This is a genomic window from Thalassospira mesophila, from assembly GCF_002115755.1.
Classification (GTDB): Bacteria; Pseudomonadota; Alphaproteobacteria; order Rhodospirillales; family Thalassospiraceae; genus Thalassospira; species Thalassospira mesophila.
This window is the reverse complement of record NZ_JFKA01000004.1, coordinates 39,805-63,334: the sequence shown is the minus strand read 5'-3', so window position 1 is coordinate 63,334 and position 23,530 is coordinate 39,805. Positions and strand designations below refer to the sequence as shown.

17 protein-coding genes are annotated in these 23,530 nt (G+C 54.6%); 12 read left to right on the top strand and 5 right to left on the bottom strand.

What is annotated here, in order from left to right; all coding sequences use genetic code 11:
* Window positions 1-97 precede the first annotated feature (97 nt).
* From ispG to TMES_RS10375, 7 genes are all read left to right on the top strand, one after another.
* On the top strand, window positions 98-1,210 hold the full coding sequence (ispG, locus tag TMES_RS10405) for a flavodoxin-dependent (E)-4-hydroxy-3-methylbut-2-enyl-diphosphate synthase (RefSeq protein ID WP_085582209.1): 1,113 nt from the start codon (window positions 98-100) through the stop codon (window positions 1,208-1,210).
* Between the two features lie 107 nt (window positions 1,211-1,317).
* On the top strand, window positions 1,318-2,559 hold the full coding sequence (gene hisS / locus TMES_RS10400; protein ID WP_085582208.1) for a histidine--tRNA ligase: 1,242 nt from the start codon (window positions 1,318-1,320) through the stop codon (window positions 2,557-2,559).
* A gap of 7 nt (window positions 2,560-2,566) precedes the next feature.
* Window positions 2,567-3,910, top strand: a complete 1,344-nt coding sequence (gene hemA / locus TMES_RS10395; RefSeq protein WP_085582206.1) for a glutamyl-tRNA reductase — start codon at window positions 2,567-2,569, stop codon at window positions 3,908-3,910.
* Window positions 3,907-4,989: a peptide chain release factor 1 gene (gene prfA / locus TMES_RS10390; RefSeq protein WP_085582204.1), complete on the top strand. Its 1,083-nt coding sequence runs from the start codon at window positions 3,907-3,909 to the stop codon at window positions 4,987-4,989. Before hemA ends, prfA begins: the two co-directional genes overlap by 4 nt.
* Before the next feature lie 7 nt (window positions 4,990-4,996).
* Window positions 4,997-5,875, top strand: a complete 879-nt coding sequence (prmC, locus tag TMES_RS10385; protein WP_085582202.1) for a peptide chain release factor N(5)-glutamine methyltransferase — start codon at window positions 4,997-4,999, stop codon at window positions 5,873-5,875.
* Window positions 5,876-6,292: 417 nt separating this feature from the next.
* On the top strand, window positions 6,293-7,348 hold the full coding sequence (locus TMES_RS10380) for a DUF4167 domain-containing protein (RefSeq protein ID WP_143589618.1): 1,056 nt from the start codon (window positions 6,293-6,295) through the stop codon (window positions 7,346-7,348).
* A 912-nt stretch (window positions 7,349-8,260) separates the two neighbouring features.
* Window positions 8,261-9,856 carry a type IV secretory system conjugative DNA transfer family protein gene (locus TMES_RS10375; RefSeq protein ID WP_085582200.1) on the top strand — a complete coding sequence of 532 codons (1,596 nt, stop codon included), beginning with the start codon at window positions 8,261-8,263 and terminating at the stop codon, window positions 9,854-9,856.
* 364 nt (window positions 9,857-10,220) lie between these two features.
* Here TMES_RS10375 and TMES_RS10365 read toward each other — a convergent pair whose 3' ends face one another.
* On the bottom strand, window positions 10,221-10,988 hold the full coding sequence (locus TMES_RS10365; protein ID WP_245835342.1) for an MOSC domain-containing protein: 768 nt from the start codon (window positions 10,986-10,988) through the stop codon (window positions 10,221-10,223).
* A 465-nt stretch (window positions 10,989-11,453) separates the two neighbouring features.
* Between TMES_RS10365 and clpB the strand changes: the two genes are divergently transcribed.
* Window positions 11,454-14,045 carry an ATP-dependent chaperone ClpB gene (gene clpB, locus TMES_RS10360; RefSeq protein ID WP_085582194.1) on the top strand — a complete coding sequence of 864 codons (2,592 nt, stop codon included), beginning with the start codon at window positions 11,454-11,456 and terminating at the stop codon, window positions 14,043-14,045.
* A gap of 135 nt (window positions 14,046-14,180) precedes the next feature.
* The gene (locus TMES_RS10355) at window positions 14,181-15,023 is read left to right on the top strand and encodes a DUF4197 domain-containing protein (RefSeq protein WP_085582192.1); all 843 of its coding nucleotides are present in this window, start codon (window positions 14,181-14,183) and stop codon (window positions 15,021-15,023) included.
* A gap of 129 nt (window positions 15,024-15,152) precedes the next feature.
* Here TMES_RS10355 and TMES_RS10350 read toward each other — a convergent pair whose 3' ends face one another.
* From TMES_RS10350 to TMES_RS10340, 3 genes are all read right to left on the bottom strand, one after another.
* Complete coding sequence (locus TMES_RS10350; protein WP_085582190.1) at window positions 15,153-15,566, bottom strand: ATP-binding protein; 414 nt, start codon at window positions 15,564-15,566, stop codon at window positions 15,153-15,155.
* Between the two features lie 138 nt (window positions 15,567-15,704).
* Window positions 15,705-16,601, bottom strand: coding sequence for a substrate-binding periplasmic protein (locus TMES_RS10345; RefSeq protein ID WP_085582188.1), 897 nt, complete (start codon window positions 16,599-16,601; stop codon window positions 15,705-15,707).
* Between the two features lie 169 nt (window positions 16,602-16,770).
* Window positions 16,771-18,588 (bottom strand): AMP-dependent synthetase/ligase, encoded by a 1,818-nt coding sequence (locus tag TMES_RS10340; RefSeq protein ID WP_085582186.1) that lies wholly within the window; start codon window positions 18,586-18,588, stop codon window positions 16,771-16,773.
* A gap of 167 nt (window positions 18,589-18,755) precedes the next feature.
* Between TMES_RS10340 and TMES_RS10335 the strand changes: the two genes are divergently transcribed.
* Window positions 18,756-20,531, top strand: coding sequence for a M3 family oligoendopeptidase (locus TMES_RS10335; protein WP_085582184.1), 1,776 nt, complete (start codon window positions 18,756-18,758; stop codon window positions 20,529-20,531).
* Window position 20,532: 1 nt separating this feature from the next.
* Window positions 20,533-21,909, top strand: coding sequence for an ABC1 kinase family protein (locus TMES_RS10330; protein ID WP_085582182.1), 1,377 nt, complete (start codon window positions 20,533-20,535; stop codon window positions 21,907-21,909).
* Between the two features lie 38 nt (window positions 21,910-21,947).
* Here TMES_RS10330 and TMES_RS10325 read toward each other — a convergent pair whose 3' ends face one another.
* Window positions 21,948-22,421 carry a MarR family winged helix-turn-helix transcriptional regulator gene (locus TMES_RS10325; RefSeq protein WP_211275902.1) on the bottom strand — a complete coding sequence of 158 codons (474 nt, stop codon included), beginning with the start codon at window positions 22,419-22,421 and terminating at the stop codon, window positions 21,948-21,950.
* Window positions 22,422-22,533: 112 nt separating this feature from the next.
* On the opposite strand from TMES_RS10325, the gene TMES_RS10320 reads away from it, so the two are divergent.
* A complete protein-coding gene (locus tag TMES_RS10320; RefSeq protein WP_085582178.1) occupies window positions 22,534-23,052 on the top strand; it encodes a hypothetical protein in 519 nt (172 codons plus the stop codon).
* The last annotated feature ends 478 nt before the right edge of the window (window positions 23,053-23,530 follow it).

Below are 23,530 nucleotides of genomic sequence, written 5' to 3'. Positions count from 1 at the left end.
GCGAAAAACCTGTGTGCGACGGTTTCTTCTGGGCCACTGATAAGCTATATACAGCGCTACAGTTCACTGTGTTGCAACAAAGGCTACGGATCCGCAAATGAGTGTCCGCCCCTATCGTGATATCGAGCGCCGCAAAAGCCGTAAAATTCGTGTAGGTTCCGTCGAGGTTGGCGGGGATGCACCTATTTCGGTGCAATCCATGACCAATACGCTGACCACGGATGTGGCCGGTACGGTCGCACAAATTCATCGCCTTGAAGAAGCCGGTGCCGATATTGTGCGTGTATCGTGCCCTGATCAGGAATCATCCCTGGCCCTGAAAGACATCATCAAACAGGTCAGTGTGCCAATCGTCGCCGATATCCATTTCCATTATAAACGCGCGATTGAAGCCGCGGAAAGCGGTGCCGCCTGCCTGCGGATTAACCCCGGCAATATCGGCTCGACCGAACGGGTGCGAGAAGTGGTCAAGGCGGCCAAGGACCATGGCTGTTCAATGCGCATTGGCGTTAATGCCGGGTCGCTGGAACGCGAATTGCTTGAAAAATACGGCGAACCTTGCCCCGAAGCGATGGTCGAAAGTGCCATGAACCATGCGCGGATCCTTGAAGATCAGGATTTCCGCGAGTTCAAAATATCGGTCAAGGCATCGGATGTGTTTTTGGCCGTGGCGGCCTATTATGGCCTTGCCGAGGCCTGCGATTATCCGCTGCATCTGGGCATTACCGAGGCTGGTGGCCTGCGCGGCGGGACGGTGAAATCGTCGATCGGGATGGGTAATTTGCTGTGGGCCGGTATTGGCGATACCGTGCGGGTGTCGCTGTCGGCGGATCCGGTCGAAGAAATCCATGTCGGTTATGACATGTTGAAATCACTGGGCCTTAGAACGCGCGGCGTGCAGATTATTTCCTGCCCGTCCTGTGCGCGTCAGGGCTTTAACGTGGTTGATACTGTGGCCGAACTGGAAAAACGGCTGGCCCATATTGCAACGCCGATTTCCCTGTCGATCATTGGCTGCATTGTCAATGGCCCCGGCGAAGCGCGCGAAACCGATATCGGCCTGACCGGTGGGGGCGGTGGCAACCACAAAATGTATATTTCGGGCAAGCCGGACCATAATATCAGCAGCGAAAAAATGGTCGATCATATCGTTGATCTGGTCGAAGAACGGGCTGCAAAAATCGAAGCCGCCAAGGCAGCGGCGCAATAGCGCGACATTTGCCGAATTAAGGCTTTCCGCCACCCCGGCGGAAGGCTATTTTCGTGCGTATATGACGATCCCTTTATCGAAAACAGCAAGAATATCGGAGACCAAACGTGGCATCGCTTCAACCCGTCCGTGGCACACATGACCTTTTGCCCGAAGAAAACCGGGTACAGGACCATATCGCGGAAACCGCCCGCGCCATTGGCGAGCTGTATGGTTATCATCGCATGACCACGCCGATCTTTGAATTCACCGACGTTTTTGCCCGCACCCTTGGCGATACATCCGATGTGGTGACCAAGGAAATGTATACGTTTGAGGATCGCGGGGGCGAAAAAATTACGCTGCGCCCCGAAAACACCGCCGGTATTGCACGCGCCTATATTTCCAACGGCATGCAGCAAATGTCGCCGGTGAAGGTGTGTTATTACGGCCCGATGTTTCGTTATGAACGCCCGCAAAAAGGCCGTCAGCGCCAGTTCCACCAGATCGGTGTTGAATTGTTGGGTGTTGAGCAGGTGGCAGGCGACATCGAAGTGATTGCCTATGGCGCGCATATCCTGAAATCATTGGGCTTGTGGGATAATATCACGCTGGAACTTAATACCCTTGGCGATCCAGAGAGCCGGGCAGCATACCGCAATGTACTGGTCGATTATTTCAAAGGCCATTTTGACAAATTGTCGGAAGACAGCCGCAACCGTCTGGATAAAAACCCGCTGCGCATTCTGGATTCCAAGGATGAAGGCGACCGCGAACTGGTGGCCAATGCGCCATTATTTGCCGAATATTTAAACGAACATTCACAGACGTTTTTTAAGCAACTGACCGACGGTTTGGGCGATATTGGTATTAATTATCAGCTGAACCCGCGTCTGGTGCGCGGGCTGGATTATTATTGCCATACCTGCTTTGAATTTGTGACCAGCACGCTGGGTGCACAGGGCACGGTCATGGCCGGTGGCCGCTATGACGGGCTGGTGTCAACAATGGGTGGCCCGCAAACCGCAGGTGTGGGCTGGGCTGCCGGTGTTGAACGTTTGGCGATGATGGTGGGCACAGGCCCCGCCGCCGTGCGCCCGGTTGCGTTGATTCCGATGGGCGATGCCGCCGAAAGCCGCTGCCGGTCACTGGCCCAGCAATTGCGCGAAGCTGGCATTGCGGTGGAGCTGGGCTATGCCGGTAATATGAAAAAACGCATGAAACGGGCGGACAAAGCCAATGCCAAAATGGCCGTCATCATTGGTGATGACGAACTGGCCAAGGGTGTGGCCATGGTGCGCGACCTTGATGCAGGCGAGCAGCGCGAAGTTGCCATCGACAGCCTGATCGGTGTGATTGGCGAAAGGTAATAACCGGGTGAGTGAGGCGGCGGGACGCGACGAAGCCGGAGACTGGCCGCTGGACCGATTGATGGTGGTTGGAACCAACCACCGGCGATCCAGTGACGAAACGCGCGACCGCCTTTTCATTGACGAAACCCGTTTGCCCCAGTTTTTGGGCGTGATTGATCAGGCCCGGCTGGGGCAGGCGGTGGTTGTTTCAACCTGCAACCGAACCGAAATTCATTTATTGGCGTTTGAGGCCGAGCGGGGCCGCGAACGTGTGATTGACCTGATGGCCCTGTGGGCTGATCTGGACCGCGACCAACTGGCGAGCGAGCTTTACATTCGTTCGGGCCGCGCAGCCTTGCGCCATGTTTTTGCTGTTGCCGCCTCGCTGGACAGCCTTGTGATTGGCGAGCCCGAGGTTTTTGGCCAGATCAAGGAAGCCCACAAAATTGCCCGGGCGCACGGGCTGGTGGGGCGCGAGCTTGAACAGGTTTATCAAACCGCCTATGCCATTTCCAAACGGGTGCGCAGCCAGACCGGGATTGGGCAGGGGGCGGTTTCCATTGCCGCGGCGGCACAATCGGTGGCGCGTGACCTGCATGGGGATATTGCCAATTGCACCCTACTTTTGGCCGGTGCGGGCGACATGGGCGAGTTAATTGCCGCATCGCTGGCCGAGCGCGGCATGGGCCGCATTATGGTGGTGGACCGTTTGGCGGCGCGCGCACGCCTGGTGGCCAAGCGGCTGGAATGCCATTGGTCCGATATGGGCGATCTTGACCGGGTGCTGGCCGAAGCCGACATTGTGCTGACAGCGGGCGGATCGCGGCGGTATCTGATCAATCATGAAATCGCCCTGGCCGCCGTTAAACGTCGCCGCTATCGCCCGGTTCTTATGATTGATACCGCCGTTCCCGGCGATATTGACCCGCAGGTTGACGAGATTTCCGAGGTGTTTTTTTATCGCCTGGAAGATTTGGAAAACATTGCCGCACAAGGGCGCGGTGGCCGCGAAGAAAAAGCCGACGAAGCCTGGGCGATGGTCGAGGCCGAAGTTGACCATTTTGTGCGCGTGCGTGCCGAACGCGCTGCCGTGCCAGCCTTGGCCGAATTGCGCCAGCATTTTGATGCGGTGCGCGCCGCGGCACTGGCCGAAAGCCACGGTGACGCCGAAAAGGCGACCCGGCTTTTGGTTAATCGCCTGTTGCATGCACCTACACAAGCCCTTAAAGACCTAGCAGCCACCACGGGTGGGGCCGGGACCATGGAATGGGTCAAGGCACAGAAATTGTTGGGGCGGTTGTTTCCGCTTCATCCCGGTGATGACAATAATTCAGAACCGACAGATACAGATCAGGAGAATAAAGAGTGAGTTTGGACCCAGGTAAACTGCATGGTGTTGTTCGCCGGTTTGACGAGCTTAAATCCCTGTTGTCGGGGGGGGCGGGTGACAATGACAGCTTTGTCAAACTGTCGCGCGAATATGCCGAATTATTGCCGCTTGTGGAAAAAGTTGAAGCCTTTCAACAGTTGCATGACGATATGGCCGGGGTGAAGGAGCTGCTGGCCGACCCTGAATCTGATCGTGAAATGCGCGAAATGGCCGAGGCAGAACGCCAGGAACTGGTCGAACAATTGGCCGAGGCCGAACACGCCGTAAAGCTGATGCTGTTGCCCAAGGATTCGGCGGATGAAAAGAACGCCATTTTGGAAATTCGCGCCGGGACCGGCGGCGAGGAAGCGGCCCTGTTTGCCGCTGATCTGTATCGGATGTATCAGCGCTATGCCGAAAACAAGGGCTGGCGGTTTGAGCTGATGGACGCCAACGAAAACGACCTTGGCGGGTTTAAGGAAGTTGTCGCCAGTGTTTCGGGTGCCGGGGTGTTTGCGCGGCTGAAATATGAAAGCGGCGTTCACCGCGTGCAGCGTGTGCCGGTTACCGAAACCGGCGGGCGTATTCATACATCTGCCGCCACCGTTGCCGTTTTGCCCGAGGCCGAGGAGGTTGATGTGCATATTGACCCCAAGGATTTGCGCATTGATACCTATCGATCCCAGGGGGCGGGGGGCCAGCACGTGAACACCACCGACAGTGCCGTGCGGGTGACCCATATTCCGTCCGGGGTGGTTGCCGCCTGTCAGGAAGAAAAGTCGCAGCATAAAAACAAGGCCAAGGCCATGAAGATGCTGATGACGCGTTTGTATGATCACGAACGCGAAACCAAGGATGCCGCCCGTGCGGCCGATCGCAAATCGCAGGTCGGGTCTGGCGACCGGTCCGAGCGCATTCGCACCTATAACTTCCCGCAAGGCCGGATATCGGATCATCGCATTAACCTGACCCTGTATCGGCTAGATGATTTTTTAACCGGCGGGCCTTCGGTGGATGAAATGATTGATGCGCTGATTTCGGAAGATCAGGCGCAAAAACTGGCTGAAATCGAAAGTTGAGCCGGGCATGACCCCGCAGGATCATCCCACGCTTGGTTCGTTAATGCTTGAGGCGACGGCACAGTTAAAACAGGCCGGGTGCGATACCGCCCGGCTTGATGCCCGTATTTTACTGTCATCGGCATGTGACGTTGACGCCAGCAAGATTATGGCATGGCCCGAAAACCCGGTTGAACCCGTCAGGGCCGCAGCCTTTCGCGAGATGATACGCCGCCGCGCCACGCGCGAACCGGTATCGCGTATTTTGGGACAGCGCGATTTTTGGCGCCATTCGTTCAAAATAACCCCCGCTACGCTGGACCCGCGCCCCGATAGTGAAACGCTGGTTGAATGGGCGATTGAGCGGGCCGGGGACTTTTCGCAGCCCCGGTTGATTGATTTTGGCACCGGAACCGGGTGTTTGTTGCTATCGGTTCTGGGCGACGTGGCTGACAGTTTTGGCATAGGTGTGGATATTAGCGCCGGTGCCGTGCAATGCGCGACCGGGAATGCGGTGGCACTTGGCCTTGATCAACGCAGCAGGTTTGTGGTTTCGGATTGGGATTGCGATCTTGATGCGCAGACAAAGGCCGCGCAATTTGATATCATGATTTCGAACCCGCCTTATATCGCACTGGGCGAAATGCCGGGACTGACCCCCGAAGTGCGCGACTTTGACCCGTTTTGCGCCCTCAGCGACGGGGCCGACGGGCTGGATGCTTATCGGATATTAACCGCGATTGCAGCGCGGCTTGTCCGTCCGTCCGGTTGGGTTCTTTTTGAAATTGGTCAGGGCCAGCAAGAAGCCGTTTCGGCTTTATTGGCACAACATGAATTTGGAATGATTCAAGAACGCTGTGACCTTGGCGGAATTGTCCGGTGTGTGGGCGGGCAAAAACGTTCGTAATTTGTATGATTGCGCCGAATTAATAAATATTTAGCCCGTTAATGCCCCGAAAAGCAGCAAAGTAAAGTGGCCGCGCAGCCAGTAAGCAGTTGTGTTTACTGGTAAAGGCATCTTATTGGCCTTTACCGGTAAAACAGATGTAAAAAAAACGAAAGAACGCAAAAAAACAGTTGGAATAAGCTGGCAAGCCATATAGTTTGTCCTGAGCAGGCCGGGTGCCTGACGCGCTTTCTTATTGCGCCGTGTTCCCCTGTAAACAGTAAAAAATCTCCGTTCCTTAAAATTGGTTATCGGTTGATTTCTGACGGTACCGTTTGACCGGTGCTGTTTTTCGGGAAATGTGTTTTTTCAGACGGATTGGTTCCGGGTCACGATCACGATGACCCCGGGTGTCCTCAACGCCAACAGTATGTTGATATGAGAAATAACAATAAACGTCCCCGTGGGCGGCCACAGCCTAATAAACGTCCTGTAAATCCGAAATTTCAAAATTTTGACAGTAACGGTCCGGACGGGCGCGTGCGCGGTAACGCCCAACAAGTTTACGAAAAATACGTTTCGCTTGCCAAAGACTGCACCGATGATCCTGTTCTGGCTGAAAATTATTATCAGTATGCCGAACATTATTACCGTATTTTGCAGTCTGCAGTCGAATGGGAAAACCAGCGCCGTGAAGCGCAGCCCCGGAACGACCGCAACGAGCAGCGCAATGATCGTAATAACAACGATCGCAACAACAATGATCGCACCAGTAACGATCAGCGTGGCAACCGTAACAATGGTAATGGCCGCGATGAGCGAAGCGATGATGCTTCGTCAAACGACGGTGTAAATTCCAGTAACGGTTCCCGTGACGATGTGGCGGCTTCGGCACAGCCTGTATCTGCGAATGCAGATAACGGTGATGGCGAACAGCGTTCTGATAGCGCATCAAACATGTCGACCCGACAGGATGATGTAAAACCGGCACGTGCCCCGCGCACACCCCGACCACGTACACCGCGCGCACCAAAGGCAGAAATGACTTCTGGCGATGATGTTGCTCCGGTGTCGGCAACCCGCAGTGATGATGCGCCGGTTCCTTCTGCTGCTGCTGCTGCGCCGGTGAATGCCAGCGCAGATGACAGTGAAGAAGCCGCGCCGAAACGTGCGCCACGGGCCCGTCGGACAACGACACCCCGTGCGCCCCGTAAAACGGCGGCCAGTGCCAAAAACGACGATGCGACCTCGGCTGATGACGCGGCACCTGTTGCCCGCCCTGAAGCTGTGGCCAGCGACGTTCCTGCGAACGCGGCTCCCGATGGCGATGAAGATGCAAGCGGGGATGATACAAAACTGCGCAAACGTGCATCTTCAACCACACGGACCCGGGGCCGTCATCCGACAGCCCGTCGTGGTCGTAGCCGGGTTGGCGCGCGCGAAGATGGCGAAGATGGCGGTAACGATGGTGAAACCGAAAAGGTTTCGGCCTGATTTTTTCGCCGGTTTGTCAGCTTGTCGCCTGATGATCCCGATATTTTAAGAAATCCCCGGTCGGGCAACTGACCGGGGATTTTTTGTGCCCGTTTTGCCCCGGATGATGCCGATTGATGCGGCCTTTCCCCTGTTTGGTCTGCTTTGTGCCTTGTGCCCGTTGGTGTCGTGCTGCCGGGGTTTGCGAAGTGCGTCCTGCCGTCGGCGCCAACCTTGGGCGGCTGGGGATGAGGGACCGGGGCGGGCGCAATCGCGCCGGTGTTGGGCGAATGTAAACATTGTTTGCATCGAGTTGTTTATAAAGGTTATGAAGTGTATTAGAGCATGTTTCCTTTAATAAGACCCATTTTGTTTAATTTTGACGTGCCGTTTGGCAAGGCACAGCGCGCCGCGCGATGCGGCGCATCGGGCAAGCGGTGTAACGCCGTCAAACGCCGTCAAAATTGAACCCTCCGGGCCCGCGCATTTTGCTGCTCGGCTACGTCGAAATCCTTGTCCGTAACCCCGTTACGCCCTGCGGACTTCTCCTTGCCGAGCAGCAAAATGCGCGGGCAGAATGGGTCTTATTAAAGGAAATATGCTCTAATACGAATGTATGGTGCGTGATGCCCGGACTGGTTGCGTATATTGTGCTTTCATAGATGGTTAGCGCAATCTGGTCGCAACGTGATCGCTGTAAAACGCGGTATGTTCCATCTTGTGCGGGGGCACGGGCGGGGCGTTTTTCGGCGGTGTGGGGCGGCTGTCGCACGGGATAAATCCGGGGAAATCGCGGACGCATCGGGGACGCATCCGGGCTGTGTCGGGGTTAATAACGAACAAAAGCATATGCCCCGTGGGGGTATGCGGTGACACAGGGCGTTAAGGCTTGCGACATAAGGCTCTGAAAACGGGGCCGCACGGGAGGTATCAATGGGGCCATCGGGCTTTCGGGTGATGTTGGTGTTAATGCTGGCACTGGGCGCGCTTGTCGTGACCATTGGCGTGATTGCGCGTGATGATGCCCTTATTCTTGTCGGCCTGGTCTGCGGTGTTATTCCGATGGTTGTGCGGTTGCTGATCGCAATTTTAGGGCCGGTTCTGGCCGGAGGGCGGCAAAATCCGGCACCGTTGCCCGTAGCCGAGACTGAAACCTACCCCGATCATAACGGTCCCGATACCCATTGGGCAGAAGAAGACGGCCTGGAACAGGCCAAAATGTTTGAGGATGACCAGCAGATTTATCTGGCCCGCTGGGGGCGCGAACATAAACTGACCGGTGTTTCTGCGGTGCGCCGGTTAATGACATTTTCCAATGCTTCGGATGATTTTTATCGCAGCAGCGCCATCCCCAATGCCCTGACAACGCGCGATAATGTATTGGTATTTGAAACCGCCGGGCTGGTGTGCAAGGCTGTGCGCGACCGGCGGAACCAACTGGGGCAAAAGGTTATTGTTCTAGACCCGTTCGGGCGTTCTGGCAGCGCGTCAGATTGTTTTAACCCGCTTGATTTCCTGCGTCCTGAAGGCGAAGGGTTGATAACCGATGCAGGCATGATGGCCGAACTGGTGCTGGTGCCACATTTGGCGAGCGATCTGGGCCCGCAAGATGCGCGGGTGGCGCGGGTTTTGCTGCAAGGGTTGATCATTCATACCTACCGCAATGGCCGCGAACGCGACCGTAACCTTGCCGGTGTTCATCGCAATATAACGCTTCCGGCGCACCGGTTTTATCCGTTATTGGGTGAGCTTGGCGATATTGATGCGACGGAGGGGCGCATTTCCGATATTGCCCTGTCGCTGCTGGATATGTCGGACGAGCGCAGCAGTGCAATTTTGGCGGTTTGTCGCAAGGCAACGGCGGTTTTTAATGTGTCAGAAATCGAAGATATTAGCGGCAGCACCAGTTTCGAGCTCGAAGATATTACCACGGCACGGGCATCGGTTTTTGTGATTGGTGACCCGCCTGACGGATATGACCAGCCCCTGACGGCATGGTGCCGGGTGGTTTTGGGATGTTTGCTGTCGTTAATTACCAACCGCGATTCCACGCGGCCAACGCCGCCTTGGCTGGTGATGCTGGACCGGATCGAAGCCCTGGGGCGGCTGGTGCAGCTGGAAAGGTTGCTGGGCGGTGGAACAGCAAGTGGTGGTTTGACCCTTTGGCCGTGTTTTAGCGGTGTAAGTGCCGTTATGGAAGTGTGCCATAACTGGGAAAATGTGGTTGGGCGCAGCGATGTTATTCAGATTTTCGGGCAGGATGGCGCCTTTGATCTTGATTGGTCGGCAGGACTGACAGCCATGTCGCGGTTTGTCGATACCGGGAGCCGCACTGGCAGCAATGATGCGCCGGTGCATTTGCGCGGCGGCGATAAACCCCCCATGTTAAAATCGGTGGAGGTCGCCCGGATGCCCGAAACCGAACAATTATTGTTTTACAAAGGTGTGCCGCCCCTGCGCGCAACCCGGTTACAATGGGAAGACGACGACGCCTTCAGGCTTTTAGCCACCCGCCCTCCGACATTTTAGGGCGTATGCCGGTCGACTGCCGCCGCGCCGGTTAGCACGGGCCAGAACGACCGATTTTTCGCATAAACCGGTCGCTTGCGTGATTTTGCCGGTTTCAGGTTAGAGCATGTTTCCTTTAATAAGACCCATTCTGCCCGCGCATTTTGCTGCTCGGCTACGTCGAAATCCTTGTCCGTAACCCCGTTACGCCCTGCGGACTTCTCCTTGCCGAGCAGCAAAATGCACGGGCCCGGAGGGTTCAATTTTGACGGCGTTTGGCGGCGTTACACCGCTTGCCCGATGCGCCGCATCGCGCGGCGCGCTGTGCCTTGCCAAACGGCACGTTAAAATTAAACAAAAAGGGTCTTATTAAAGGAAACATGCTCTAGCCAACTGTAATCTTGTCGCCTGCCTTTAATGTCCCCGTGCCGGTTGCTTCAAGGTAAACCCCCATAAACAGATGGTTCATGCCCTTGCGCAGCAATACTGGCACATTGATGTCGGATTGTGCGGTATCGGGGTTAATGGTGGTGGCTTTGCAGCGGGTAATGGGGTGGATCATGCGAAAAGGAACATCGCCTATGGTGATGGTCTGGTTTTCAGCCCATTCCAGTTCCGACCATGCAGGCAGGCCATCGACCAGAAAATTACCACGAAAACGCATCGGGTCGACATACTGGCTGGCAATGCGGTCGCCGAAATCCTTGATCGAATCACGATTAAGCAGCGAAATATAAGGTGGTTCTGAATCGCCAAAATGGGTGCCGGGCACCGACATGATTTTCGGGCTGCCCGCGACATCGTTTTTCAAAAAGGCGGTCAGGAAATCTTCGATCACGGTCCGGCCCATAGCGTCTTCAAGGTTGCCTTTGCAAATGGCGCGACCGTTGCGTGCAATGGTAAGGGTGGTGGTGGCATCGTCATAATCAATGCCCAGCTCAGCCAGCTTGGGCGTGTTGACCAGTTGCAGGAAATTACGTTTGCGTGCCCAGCCCGCCAGCCCGCCCTGGCCAAGCGATGCACTGGTTGCCAGAACATAGCGGCGGTCGTCAGACAGCATATTTTGGGCATCAACCGTGGCCGATGCCATTTCAACGCCACGAAGTCCCTTGACCGGATAGCGCATGATTGCGCCAAGTTCACCGTTAGCCATCGTCATTTGCCTGCTTTTTCTGTGATGTGCGCCCTCGTTCGGAACCTGCACATTCATCTTGTTTGAAGATCAGACGTTACTGATTGTGCCAACGAACGGCAAGTGCGCAATTGTCCTGATTTCGGGGGCCAGTTCACAGGTGCTGTGGGGGACAATTTTAGAATGCGAAGCTACAGACTGCCGAAATATCACCAGAAACAGCGGCGTTTGTGCTACGGTAAGTGGTTGTTTCAGGCAAATATGCAGGGCATTTGATGACCTTGTTCGCCCGCATGTCAAAGGAGGCTAAAAAATTTGCCGGGATTTTTTCCGGGCGACTTGCGGCCCGCAAAGCTTGAGACATATCAAGGATGTTCCCCTGCTGTTCCGCTATAGGTAAAGTAGGATGGATGCCCATCTATGGCGATGGATGCTTCAAAGAAGGTCCATCATGATTGACCCTGTTAGCTCAAGGAGTGACAGTTAATGGAATTTGAAAAATTTACCGATCGGTCCAAAGGTTTTTTGCAATCGGCCCAGTCGTTGGCCCTGCGTGAAAATCATCAGCAATTTGTGCCGATCCACCTGCTTAAAGTGCTGCTTGATGACGAGGAGGGCCTTGCGGCCAACCTGATCAAGGTGCAGGGCGGGGACCCTAAACTTGCCCTGCAGCGCACCGAACAGGAACTGGCAAAACTGCCAAAGGTTTCGGGTAGCAATAGCCAGGTTTACCTTTCCAGCGAATTTGCCCGTCTGGTGGACGAAGCGCAGAAAATTGCCAAAAAAGCCGGTGACAGCTATGTCACAGCAGAGCGGCTGTTGCTGGCTTTAACCCTTGATACCAAGGCGGTTGCGGGCAAGGTTTTGGCGGATGCCGGTGTCACGGCGCAAAACCTGAATGCCGCGATTAATGATTTGCGCAAAGGCCGCACGGCCGACAGTTCCGGTGCCGAAAGCCAGTATGATGCCCTTAAAAAATACGCCCGCGACCTGACAGAAGCGGCGCGTGATGGCAAACTTGACCCGGTAATTGGCCGTGACGAAGAAATTCGCCGCGCCATTCAGGTGCTGTCACGCCGGACCAAAAACAATCCGGTTCTGATCGGCGAACCCGGCGTTGGTAAAACCGCCATCGCCGAAGGCCTTGCCTTGCGCATTGTGAAGGGCGACGTTCCTGAAACCCTGAAAACCAAAAAGCTGTTGTCGCTTGATCTGGGCGCGCTGATTGCCGGTGCCAAGTTTCGCGGTGAATTTGAAGAACGCTTAAAAGCCGTTTTATCCGAAATTGAATCCGAAGCCGGACAGGTGATTTTGTTCATCGACGAATTGCATACCCTTGTCGGGGCGGGCAAATCGGAAGGGTCGATGGATGCATCGAACCTGTTAAAACCGATGCTGGCACGCGGTGAATTGCATTGCGTGGGGGCGACCACGCTGGATGAATATCGCAAATATATTGAAAAGGACGCGGCCCTTGCCCGGCGTTTTCAGCCGGTATTTGTCAGCGAGCCAACGGTGGAAGACACGGTTTCGATCCTGCGGGGCATTAAGGATAAATACGAACTTCATCATGGCGTGCGGATTGCCGATGCGGCTTTGGTTGCGGCGGCAACCCTGTCGAACCGGTATATTACCGATCGGTTTTTGCCTGACAAAGCCATCGATCTGATGGACGAGTCTGCATCGCGCCTGCGGATGGAGCTTGATTCCAAGCCCGAAGAAATCGACGAGCTTGATCGCCGGATCATTCAGCTGAAAATCGAACGCGAGGCCCTGAAAAAAGAGGAAGATCCCGCCTCGAAGGATCGGCTGGGTCGATTGGAAAAGGAATTGTCCGATCTGGAGGACAAGTCCGCCGAGCTGACGGCAAAATGGGAATCGCAGAAAAACGAACTCGCCGCCACGACCCATATCAAGGAACAGCTTGATCAGGCGCGCGGGGAACTTGAACGTGCCATGCGGGATGGTCTTCTAGAGCGGGCCGGGCAACTGCAATATCAGGAAATTCCGGCCCTTGAACGGTTGTTGGCCAAGGCCGAGGATGATCCTGCCCATGGTATGAAAGACGAGGCCGTCACCGAAAAGCATATCGCATCGGTGGTATCGCGCTGGACCGGTATTCCGGTTGATAAAATGCTGGAAGGCGAGCGCGAGAAGCTTTTGGATATGGAAAATGTTTTGCGCAAACGTGTGGTGGGGCAAGATGATGCCGTGCGCTCGATTGCCAATGCGGTGCGCCGTGCCCGTGCCGGGTTGCAAGACCCCGGCCGCCCGATTGGGTCGTTCCTGTTTTTAGGCCCGACGGGGGTGGGTAAAACCGAATTGACCAAGGCCCTGGCCCAATTCCTGTTTGATGATGAACAGGCAATGGTGCGTATTGATATGTCTGAATTCATGGAAAAACATGCGGTGGCCCGCCTGATTGGTGCGCCTCCGGGATATGTTGGCTATGAAGAAGGCGGGTCTTTGACCGAAGCTGTGCGGCGTCGCCCCTATCAGGTGGTGCTGTTTGACGAGGTCGAAAAAGCCCATCCCGATGTGTTTAACGTGCTGCTTCAGGTGCTTGACGAAGGGCGCTTAACCGACGGGCAGGGCCGCACGGTCGATTTCCGCAATACGCTGATTATTCTGACATCCAATCTTGGTTCCGACATTCTGGCCAATCAAAGCGAAGGTCATGATAGCGGCGAAGTGCGCAGCCAGGTGATGGAAGTGGTGCGGGCATCGTTCCGGCCTGAATTCCTTAACCGGCTGGATGAAGTTTTGTTGTTCCACCGTCTGGAACGCGCCCAGATGGACCATATTGTTGATATTCAGCTGGGCCGTTTGGACAAGCTGCTGGTTGATCGCAAGATCACGCTGGAGCTCGACGAGTTCGCCAAAAGCTGGCTGGCCGACAAGGGCTATGACCCGGTTTACGGGGCGCGGCCGCTAAAACGTGTGATCCAGCGGTATTTGCAAAACCCGCTGGCGATGCAAATTTTGGAAGGTGCCATTGCCGATGGCGCCACTGTGCCGGTCAGCGCAGAAGGCGGCATTCTGGTGCTGAATGGCAAAAAGATCGACATGGTCGATTAAGCTGTTTTGCCAATAGAAAAACGTTCTCATCCCCGGTGTCGCTTGATGCCGGGGATTTGTTTTACAAACATATTTTGGCCGTGATGGTTTATCATTTAAGATGGTTTTTTAATCGCACTGGCCCGGGAGCCCCCAATGACCCTGTCATCACGTAAGTTTATTTTCGCAGCCGTCGCTGCGACCGTCACGTTTGTGACCGGGAGTGTTGTTTTGACAGCTGTTCCCGCCCATGCGGAAAACTCGTTTTTCAGTTCCGCCAAAAAGGCGCTGGGCGATGCCATGAGCGGGTCATCCTCAAACGGGTCGTCATCATCAACAACCTCGTCCTCGTCGGCCACAAATGGCGGGCAGAGTTCGGCGTTGTCGTCATTGTCACAGGGCATGGCGGATGACGGGTTGCGTCAGGCCCTTGATAAAGGGATTGGTACGGTTACCGCCATGCTCGGCGCGACCGACGGGTTCAACGCCGACCCGGTGGCGCATATTCCGTTGCCAGATTCGGTTAAGCGGGCGCAAAGCCTGCTAAGCAAGGCCGGAATGGGCAGCTATGGCGATGAAATTGAACTGCGCATGAACCGGGCGGCCGAAAGTGCCATGACGAATGCCGGTGGTATTCTGGCCGATGCCGTCAGCAAAATGACCGTGACCGATGCCAAGGGTATTTTGCAGGGGCCTGACGATGCGGCGACCACCTATTTGCAAACCGTTTCGGGCAGCAAAATTGCCGACGAAATGCGCCCGGTGATGAATGATGCACTTTCCGATACCGGGGCGTTGCAGCTTTATGACCAGATGCTCGGTCAATATGACAGCTTGCCAATGATGCCCGATGTTAAAACATCACTAACGGACTATGCCACCGATGCCGCGATGAAGGGCCTGTTTCATTATCTGGCGGCACAGGAAGCCGAGATTCGCAATAATCCCGGCCAATGGACCACCGATGTTTTGAAAAAAGTGTTTTCAGCCGCACAATAACTTTCGCCTGTGTGCCTGACGACGGAACGTGAAACCAGCGAAGTCTCTTCGCTGGTTTTTTTCGTCTGGTCGGGGCAGGCGATGCTGCCATCGGTTTTGTCGAACAGGGGCTGGGGTGATAGGTCGATGCTATCGTTGCGGCAGATTTTCCCAGCGATTGCGCATGTTTTCGATGCTGCGCGCCGGCACATCATGGATGGATTTGAATTGCCCCTGGCATTCAATGATTTGCACGGGAATATCCGCCTCGCGCGCCATATCAAGATAAGGCTGCATTTCCCATATCTGACTGAATGTGTTTGAGACAATCACGCTGTTCCCGGCATCCAGATGTGTGCGGGTTTCCTGTTCGCAGCGGGCATGAATAGCGGGCAGTTTTTTAGGGTTAAACTGATAGCGCCCTTTGCTGTCGGTCATGAACATATCGGTTTCAAGGTGAATAGCCGCGTCTTTCTGACACAGCTTTTTTGCCAAAGTGGATTTTCCCGACCCCGGTAAACCGCGGATCAGCAACAGGCTTTGTGTCGGCACAGCGTCGTTCATGGCTATCCAGGTTACGTTTGGTTTGAAAAACACCCTGCCAATTTGTCAAATTGCCACCTGTTTCACCAGCAATATCATGGGGCAACGCTGTTGACGGTCTCCGTTTGGCACCACCATGCCAGGGGAAATGCCGTTTTATCAGTTGGCAAGATTATGCCTTGGGCCATTGCTGGCGGTATTGACCACAAGGGGCGATCCAACTGATTGCAGATATTGCACCAGAACGGTTGGCAATAAATGCTCGCTGTTTAGCTGGCGAAGGGTGCGATTAAATTCCTCCACCAGTCTGGAACAGGGGCTTCGCCGCGAAAACAGGGCATAAAGGCCTTCGCCGTTAACATCAAGCCGATCATAGGACAATTCAGGGTATTGGCGTTCGCGCAATACGTTGCGTGCAACGGCATCACTTGACAGCAAATAATCCGCGCGCCCGGCACTGACCATGCGCAACCCGGCTTCTATTTCCGGTACCGTTTCGATATTGATGGACTTGTTGGCAATGGCGCGGTCCACCGTGGGGCCGTGGCTGTCTCCGCGCCGCAACAAACCCTTGCGATAGCGCAGATCACGCAGGCTGGCGACATCGGCCTGAACGGTGCGGTCATGAATTACAACAACGCGTTCATACCCAATCGGGATGTCGGCATAGACCGCCCATGACCGGCGGGCATCGGTGCGATACGCCGCGGTTATCATGTCGACGGTGCCGCGCTCGGCTTCGGAAAGCAGGCGTGCCCATGGCATTTGCACGGTTGATACTTCAATATGCATTTTACGAAAGGCACGCTGCGCCACCTCGATCGAGGCCCCTGTTACGCCGCCATCATCGGTTTGATAGGAAAAAGGCGGATAGTTGCTATAGCCAACGGTGATTTTGTTGCAGGCCCCTTGCGCCGCAGCAAGGCGGGGCAGGGTTAAAGCAGCAATGCAAAGCAAGGAAACAGTAAGGGTTTTGGCAAAAACAGGCCCAAACCAAGTTGGAATGACGGCCTGAATTCGTAACCGAAAACCGGGGAAACTCCGTTTGTTTTTCATGCGTTCAGTATGGCCGATCTAAGGGGTTGGTGCAATCCCGGCGGTGGTTTGCCGGGGCCTGATGCCTTTCATATGAGTTAGATGGTACGTTAAATTGAATACTTCCAGATCATATCTGGCCGATATCGATGAAATTATGTCAAACAGGGATATCGGCCAGACATGGCAGTCAGCTTTGACGTTTGCGCTGATACAGCGAGATCAGGCGTTGTTCGTAAGCCGCGCGAATTTTGTGGCGGCGAATTTTCATCGACGGGGTCAGCATTTCGTTTTCGATGCTAAAGGCGCTATCGGCAAAGGTGAAACTGCGAACCTTTTCAATCGACGACAGGCGGGTATTGACCCGGTCCACCGCCTTGCGGATCAGTTTGCGGAAATCATCGTTTTCCGAGAGGATTTCGATATTGTTTTCCAGGTTATGGGCGCGGGCAAAATCGCGCATCACGTCATCTTCGGGCGATAAAATGGCAACCAGATAGGGCTGGTTATCGCCATAAATCATGGCCTGGGCAATTTCGGTTTCCAGGGTCAACAACCCTTCAATGCGCTGGGGCGAAATATTATCACCGCCGGAATTAACAATAATGTCCTTCTTGCGATCCGTGATCATCAGGCTGCCTTCATCGTCAAGCTGGCCGATATCGCCGGTATGCAGCCAGCCATCGATAATGGTTTGCGCGGTCGTTTCGGGCAGGTTCCAATAACCTTTCATGATGCTTTCCCCGCGCAGCAAAATTTCGCCGTCATCGGCAATTTTACATTCAACACCGACCATGGGCGGGCCAACCGTGCGCAGTTTGTTGTTTTCGGCCCGGTTGCACGACACAACGGGGCTAAATTCGGTTTGACCGTACCCCTGCAAAATCCGCAATCCGCACGATACAAACAAAACACCCAGTTCGTAATTTAACGGCCCGCCGCCCGATACCATGGCTTTCAGGCGACCGCCAAACCGCTGGCGCAATTTGCGGCGTAACAACAGCTCGCAAATCAGGTCCTGCACCCATTCAATCGGGTTCAGGCGCGTGCCTTCGTATTTTTTACGACCCAAACGCAATGTCAGTTGAAACAGCTTTAATTTAAAGCCGCCTTCCTTTTCCAGTGTGCGGCTCAGGCGTTGATACAGCATTTCATAAAGGCGCGGCACGGCTGTCATGATGGTCGGGCGGACTTCGGTCATGTTGGCGGCCAGTTTATCAAGGCTTTCGGCATAGTAAATTTGCGCGCCAAGGCTGATGGGGAAATACAGCCCGGCGGTGTGTTCGTACGAATGCGACAGCGGTAAAAACGACAGGAAAATTTCATCGGTAATGCCCAGCGCCTCGATAATGTCGAATGCACCGGCGCAATTGTTCAAAATTGCCCCGTGGCTAAGCATAACGCCCTTGGGGGCGCCCCCGGTGCCTGATGTGTAAATCAGGCAGGCGGTGTCGTCGCGTTTGATATTGGCAACCCAGGCGTCCACATCGTCTTCAAGGGCGCTGCCCTCGGCGATCATGTCATGCCAGCGCGAAATGGTAATGCCGCCAACAAAGCTTTGGCCCCAATCCTCTATCGTGATGGCGTGGCGGCACCGGCCGGAATCCAGTGCGCCATGCAAAAACGGCTGGGCCAGTTTTTTGGTCGATATAATCGCCAGGCTGGCACCGGAATCCTCGATAATATGCAAATGGTCGCGTTCGGTATTGGTCGAATAGGCCGGAGCAGTTAACGCGCCGACACACATGATCGCCAGGTCGGCGATGCCCCATTCGGTGCGGTTTTCCGACAGCAAAATAACCCGGTCGCCGGGGCGCACTCCCGATTTATACAGCGCCCGCGCCAGTGCGCGCACCTGATGGGCGGCCTCGCGCCAGCTGGTTGATACAAATTCACCCGTTTTTGACGATTTTGTCCACCAAAGCGGTGTGTCACCATGATGTTTTGCCAGATCAAAAAACATCATCGGCAAGTTCTGCCAATTGGCATAATCCTGCAATTTTGTCATGGCGTTTCCCTGTAATCGTTTTCTTATATATATGTTGTACGAAGCCCGCCGAAACGGTGATCAGATAAACTGTTTTTGATCTTTTTGCCGCGTTGTGCTGGCGATTAAAATATCTGTGTCTTATATCGCAGCAAAGCCTTTTATGTTCCGAATTATCTGGAGGACCAATGAACGCGATCAACAAGAACCTGCCGACGTGGGATCTAAGCGATCTTTATGCGGATGCCAAAGACCCCGCCATTCGCAAAGATCTTGACGATGCCAAACAGCGTTCGGAGGCGTTCCAGAAGGATTATCAAGGCAAACTGGCCGGTCTTTCCGGCGATGCCCTTGCGGCGGCCATTGTCGAATATGAAGGCATTTCCGAAATTTGCGGCAAGATCGGCTCGTTTGCCGGCCTTCTCCATGCGGGCGACGGCAGCGACCCGGCGATTGGCCAGTTTTACCAGGGGGTGCGCGAGCAACTGACCACCATTTCCAGCTTCACCCTGTTTTTCGGGCTGGAATTAAACCGCATCGAAGAAACCGCCCTTCAAGCCAAATACGACGAAAGCGACGCCCTGGCGCGCTATCGCCCGTGGCTTGATGAAAACCGGTCCTTCCGCCCGCATCAGCTTTCCGACGAAGTCGAACAGGTTTTGCATGAACGCGAAGTGGCCGGTTCGGGCGCATGGATCCGTTTGTTTGATCAAACCATGGCCGAACTGCGCTTTCCGATTAACGGCCAGGACCTGACCATGTCGGATGCGGCCAATATGCTGTCGTCAACCAAGGTTGAGGACCGCAAGGTTGCAGCAAAGTCGATTGGCGATGTGCTGGGCCAAAACATTAAATTGCTGGCCCACATCACCAATACCTTGGCCAAAGACAAGGAAATTGACGACCGTTTGCGCAGCTTCCCCACCCCGGTTAGTGCGCGCAACCTGTCAAATCAGGTTGAAGACGATGTTGTCGAAGCACTTAGCGAAGCGGTGACGTCTTCCTATGGTGATTTGTCGCACCGCTATTACAAGCTGAAAGCCAAATGGTTTGGCGTTGATCAGCTTGATTACTGGGATCGTAATGCGCCGCTGCCCGAAGATGACGACCGCCAGATTGACTGGGATTCAGCCCGCGAAACCGTGCTGAAGGCATATGGCGAGTTTTCGCCAAACCTGGCCGATATCGGCAAACGGTTTTTTGATAACCCGTGGATCGATGTGCCGCCGCGTGCGGGTAAATCATCGGGTGCATTTGCCCATCCGACCGTGCCGTCAGCACACCCGTATTTGCTGTTGAATTATCATGGTAAAACCCGCGATGTGATGACCCTTGCCCACGAACTGGGCCACGGTGTGCATCAGATTTTGGCGGGCGAGCAGGGCTATTTCCTGTCTGATACCCCGCTGACGCTGGCGGAAACGGCGTCTGTTTTTGGCGAAATGCTGACCTTCCAGTCAATGTTGCGGGCCGAAACCAACCCGAAAATGCGCCGCATTATGCTGGCAGGCAAGGTTGAGGATATGCTCAACACTGTGGTGCGCCAGATTGCGTTTTTTGAATTTGAAAAACGCGTGCATTCCAAACGTCGCGAAGCCGAACTGACGGTCGAGGAGATCTGCCAGATCTGGATAGACGTACAGAAGGAAAGTCTGGGCGATGCGGTGCGCTATGACGAGGAATACAAATATTACTGGTCCTATATTCCGCATTTCATCCATTCACCGTTTTATGTTTATGCCTATGCCTTTGGCGATTGCCTGGTGAATTCGCTCTATGATGTTTATCAAAATGCCGAAGACGGCTTTGCCGATAAATATTTCGACATGCTGAAAGCCGGTGGCACCAAACGCCATCAGGAATTGCTGGCCCCGTTCGGGCTTGATGCCTCCGACCCGGCATTTTGGCAGCGCGGCCTGAACATGATCAAACGCCTGATCGACGAGCTGGAGGAACTTTCCTGATATGAGCGATGATAACGACGACGATTTTCGCCAATCCGAAGATAATCGTTTTGGCGGGCGGGTGCGTCGTTATGCCCGCGTCGGCGCGTCTGCCGGGAAACTGGCGACGCGTCTGGCGGTGGGCAAGGTGTTTGGCACCGAAATTGATCATGGGCGCTATGCGGCTGATTTAACCGCCGCGCTTGGCGGGCTTAAAGGCCCGCTGATGAAGGTGGCGCAAATATTATCCACCATCCCCGATGCCCTGCCGCGTGACTATGCTGATGCGCTGGCAGGGTTGCAGGCCGATGCCCCGCCGATGGGCTGGCTGTTTGTCAAACGCCGGATGCGTACCGAACTGGGGGCGGGCTGGCAGGATAAATTTGCCGATTTTGGTAAGGACGCGGCAGCGGCAGCATCGCTGGGGCAGGTGCATAAGGCCACCTTGCCCGATGGCCGGGCTGTGGCCTGTAAGCTGCAATATCCTGATATGTCGGCAACCGTAGAGGCCGATTTAAAACAGCTGCGCGCTGCCTTTGCCATTTACCGGCGTTACGACAGCGCAATTGATGCCGAAAACATCCAGCTTGAACTGGCCGCCCGCCTGCGCGAAGAACTGGATTACGAACGCGAAGCCAAACAGATGGCGTTATACGGCCATATGTTGCGGGGCGAACCCCATGTGCATGTGCCCGAACCGGTACATGATCTTACCACCCGGCGTTTGCTGACCATGACCTGGCTTCAGGGCGGGAAATTGCAGGCATTTGTCGACAGTAACCCGTCGGAAGAAGAACGCAATCAGGTTGCGTTGAACATGTTTCGCGCCTGGTATGTGCCATTTTACAAATACGGCGTTATTCACGGCGACCCGCATTTGGGCAATTATTCCCTGCGCGACGATCTTAGCGTTAACTTGCTCGATTTTGGCTGTATCCGCGTGTTTCAGCCAAGCTTTGTCGGGGCGGTGATTTCGCTTTATCAGGCGCTGCGCGATGGTGACCGGGCAAAGGCGGTGGCAGCTTACGAAAGCTGGGGCTTTACCAACCTGTCAAACGAGATGATTGATGTTTTAAACATCTGGGCCGGGTTTGTGTATGGCCCGCTGCTTGATGACCGTGAACGCAAAATGGAAGAAAGCAATTCGGTTGCCTATGGCGCCGAAGTGGCGGGCAAGGTCCATGCCGAATTGCGCCGTTTGGGCGGAGTAAAGCCGCCCCGCGAATTTGTGCTGGTGGACCGTGCCGCTGTCGGGCTGGGATCGGTGTTTTTAAGGCTGGACGCCAAGGTCAACTGGTATCGTATTTTCCACGATCTGGTCGGCGACTTTAACGAAGCTGAGCTGACCCGCAATCAGGAGGCATCCTTGCAACAGGTGGGCCTGGTCCGGCCCGAATAATTCTGATCCCGGTGTGCTTATTACCTCTCTATCTGCGTTTATTGCGGGTCTTTGATGGCATCGGCGAATTTGCGGGTCAGGCGGACAAGTTCGCTAAGGTCGTGTTCATCCCATTGATCAAAAATGGCCTGTCCGATCCGTTCGCGGGCGCGGTCGATGGCGTCGGTCATTTTTTTGCCTGCCGGGGCAATCACGGCGTGATGAACGCGCTTGTCGGTGGGGGCAGGTTGGCGTGTGATCAGGCTCAGGTTTTCCAGTTTTGCGATTTGACGGCTGACGGTTGTATGATCGCGGCCAACCCGCTCTGCCAGGTCAACAATGCCAATCGGACCAATTTTTTCCACCAGCACCAGTAACGGAAACAGTGCGCGATCAAGGGTGATGCCAGCCTCGCGGATCATGGCGTCATCGCGTTGCGGGCGGTTCATCACGCTGATAATTTCGATCAGCGCACCGTGCAGGTTGCGCATTTGCGTGTTTATATGTGCATTTTGCACGCTTTTTGTTGACATCAATCCGGCCTCTGTTTATGTGCATATTACACATTGATACAGAATGGTTGCCGATATTGCCACGCTAAATTGAACAGATTTGCAAGTGGCCCGGCCAGAACAGGATTGATACATGACCAAAACCGCTTTCTTACGCAGCTGGGCGACCCAATTAACCATCGGTGCCTTTTTGCTGATGGCGGGGACCGGCCTGATGCTGTTTTTTGAATTTGAAGACGGGTTAACCGCGGTGGTGCATCAGTGGCTATCGTGGTTTTTCCTGATCGGGGCCGGGGCGCATATTTTTGTGAATTTCAAACCGTTTAAAAGCCGGTTGAAATCGCGCTGGGGTGTGGCCTTTACCACCATATTTGCAGCGGTTTTTGTTTTGTCGTGTTTTTCGTGGGGGATGATTACCGGCCCGCAACTCGAACGCCCGATTGAAGAAGCGCTGGTTTTTGCCCCGTTATCGGCCCTGGCGGCGGTTACCAAAAACCAGCCAGACGTGATTATCGCAAAACTGGCGGGGCAAGGCATTGTCGCGACGCCAGAACAATCGATTTATGATGTGGTCAAGAAAACCGGCATAGATGAAAACATCCTGTTGGGTATCATCTTTTTGCCCGGCGGCGAGACACTGGCGGCAAAGTAACCCTGAGCCAGCCAATATCTTCGCGTGTCGACGTGACCTTGCGACAGCCATAAAGTACAGAAAAAAGCCGGATTGCGAATTTATGCGGTCCGGCTTTTTGTCGTGCATGGTTAATGCACTATCGGTCGGGTTGTGGAAATTGCGATCATGAAGTCATCGCAGCTGGAGACTCGGGTTTGCGCAATTGCGCGATATTTAGGGGGTTTCGACCGCACAGCGGATAAATTTCTGTATTTGAAAGTAAAAATCTGCCGGGGATGATGCCGACGGCGATAAATTTTTTTGCTATCCCTGCTTGCGTTATGGCGGCTTTAGTGAAAACCTCCGGGTGTATTTATATGGGTGATTTAACCTTCCGCGCGGGTGAAAAATGGCAAAAACTGCCAAAAATCAAGGGATTGATTGCACTTCCCCCGAAATGGTACCTGTTCCATATCGATAAAGATATGTGTGGATTAACGCACATATACCATATGAG

What these genes read in the sequence shown, in the direction of transcription:
- ispG (WP_085582209.1), top strand. Translation starts at nt 98, where the DNA reads ATGAGTGTCCGCCCCTATCGTGATATCGAGCGCCGCAAAAGCCGTAAA.
- prmC (WP_085582202.1), top strand. Translation starts at nt 4,997, where the DNA reads ATGACCCCGCAGGATCATCCCACGCTTGGTTCGTTAATGCTTGAGGCG.
- TMES_RS10380 (WP_143589618.1), top strand. Translation starts at nt 6,293, where the DNA reads ATGAGAAATAACAATAAACGTCCCCGTGGGCGGCCACAGCCTAATAAA.
- TMES_RS10375 (WP_085582200.1), top strand. Translation starts at nt 8,261, where the DNA reads ATGGGGCCATCGGGCTTTCGGGTGATGTTGGTGTTAATGCTGGCACTG.
- TMES_RS10365 (WP_245835342.1), bottom strand. Translation starts at nt 10,988, where the DNA reads ATGGCTAACGGTGAACTTGGCGCAATCATGCGCTATCCGGTCAAGGGA.
- clpB (WP_085582194.1), top strand. Translation starts at nt 11,454, where the DNA reads ATGGAATTTGAAAAATTTACCGATCGGTCCAAAGGTTTTTTGCAATCG.
- TMES_RS10355 (WP_085582192.1), top strand. Translation starts at nt 14,181, where the DNA reads ATGACCCTGTCATCACGTAAGTTTATTTTCGCAGCCGTCGCTGCGACC.
- TMES_RS10350 (WP_085582190.1), bottom strand. Translation starts at nt 15,566, where the DNA reads ATGAACGACGCTGTGCCGACACAAAGCCTGTTGCTGATCCGCGGTTTA.
- TMES_RS10345 (WP_085582188.1), bottom strand. Translation starts at nt 16,601, where the DNA reads ATGAAAAACAAACGGAGTTTCCCCGGTTTTCGGTTACGAATTCAGGCC.
- TMES_RS10340 (WP_085582186.1), bottom strand. Translation starts at nt 18,588, where the DNA reads ATGACAAAATTGCAGGATTATGCCAATTGGCAGAACTTGCCGATGATG.
- TMES_RS10335 (WP_085582184.1), top strand. Translation starts at nt 18,756, where the DNA reads ATGAACGCGATCAACAAGAACCTGCCGACGTGGGATCTAAGCGATCTT.
- TMES_RS10330 (WP_085582182.1), top strand. Translation starts at nt 20,533, where the DNA reads ATGAGCGATGATAACGACGACGATTTTCGCCAATCCGAAGATAATCGT.
- TMES_RS10325 (WP_211275902.1), bottom strand. Translation starts at nt 22,421, where the DNA reads ATGTCAACAAAAAGCGTGCAAAATGCACATATAAACACGCAAATGCGC.
- TMES_RS10320 (WP_085582178.1), top strand. Translation starts at nt 22,534, where the DNA reads ATGACCAAAACCGCTTTCTTACGCAGCTGGGCGACCCAATTAACCATC.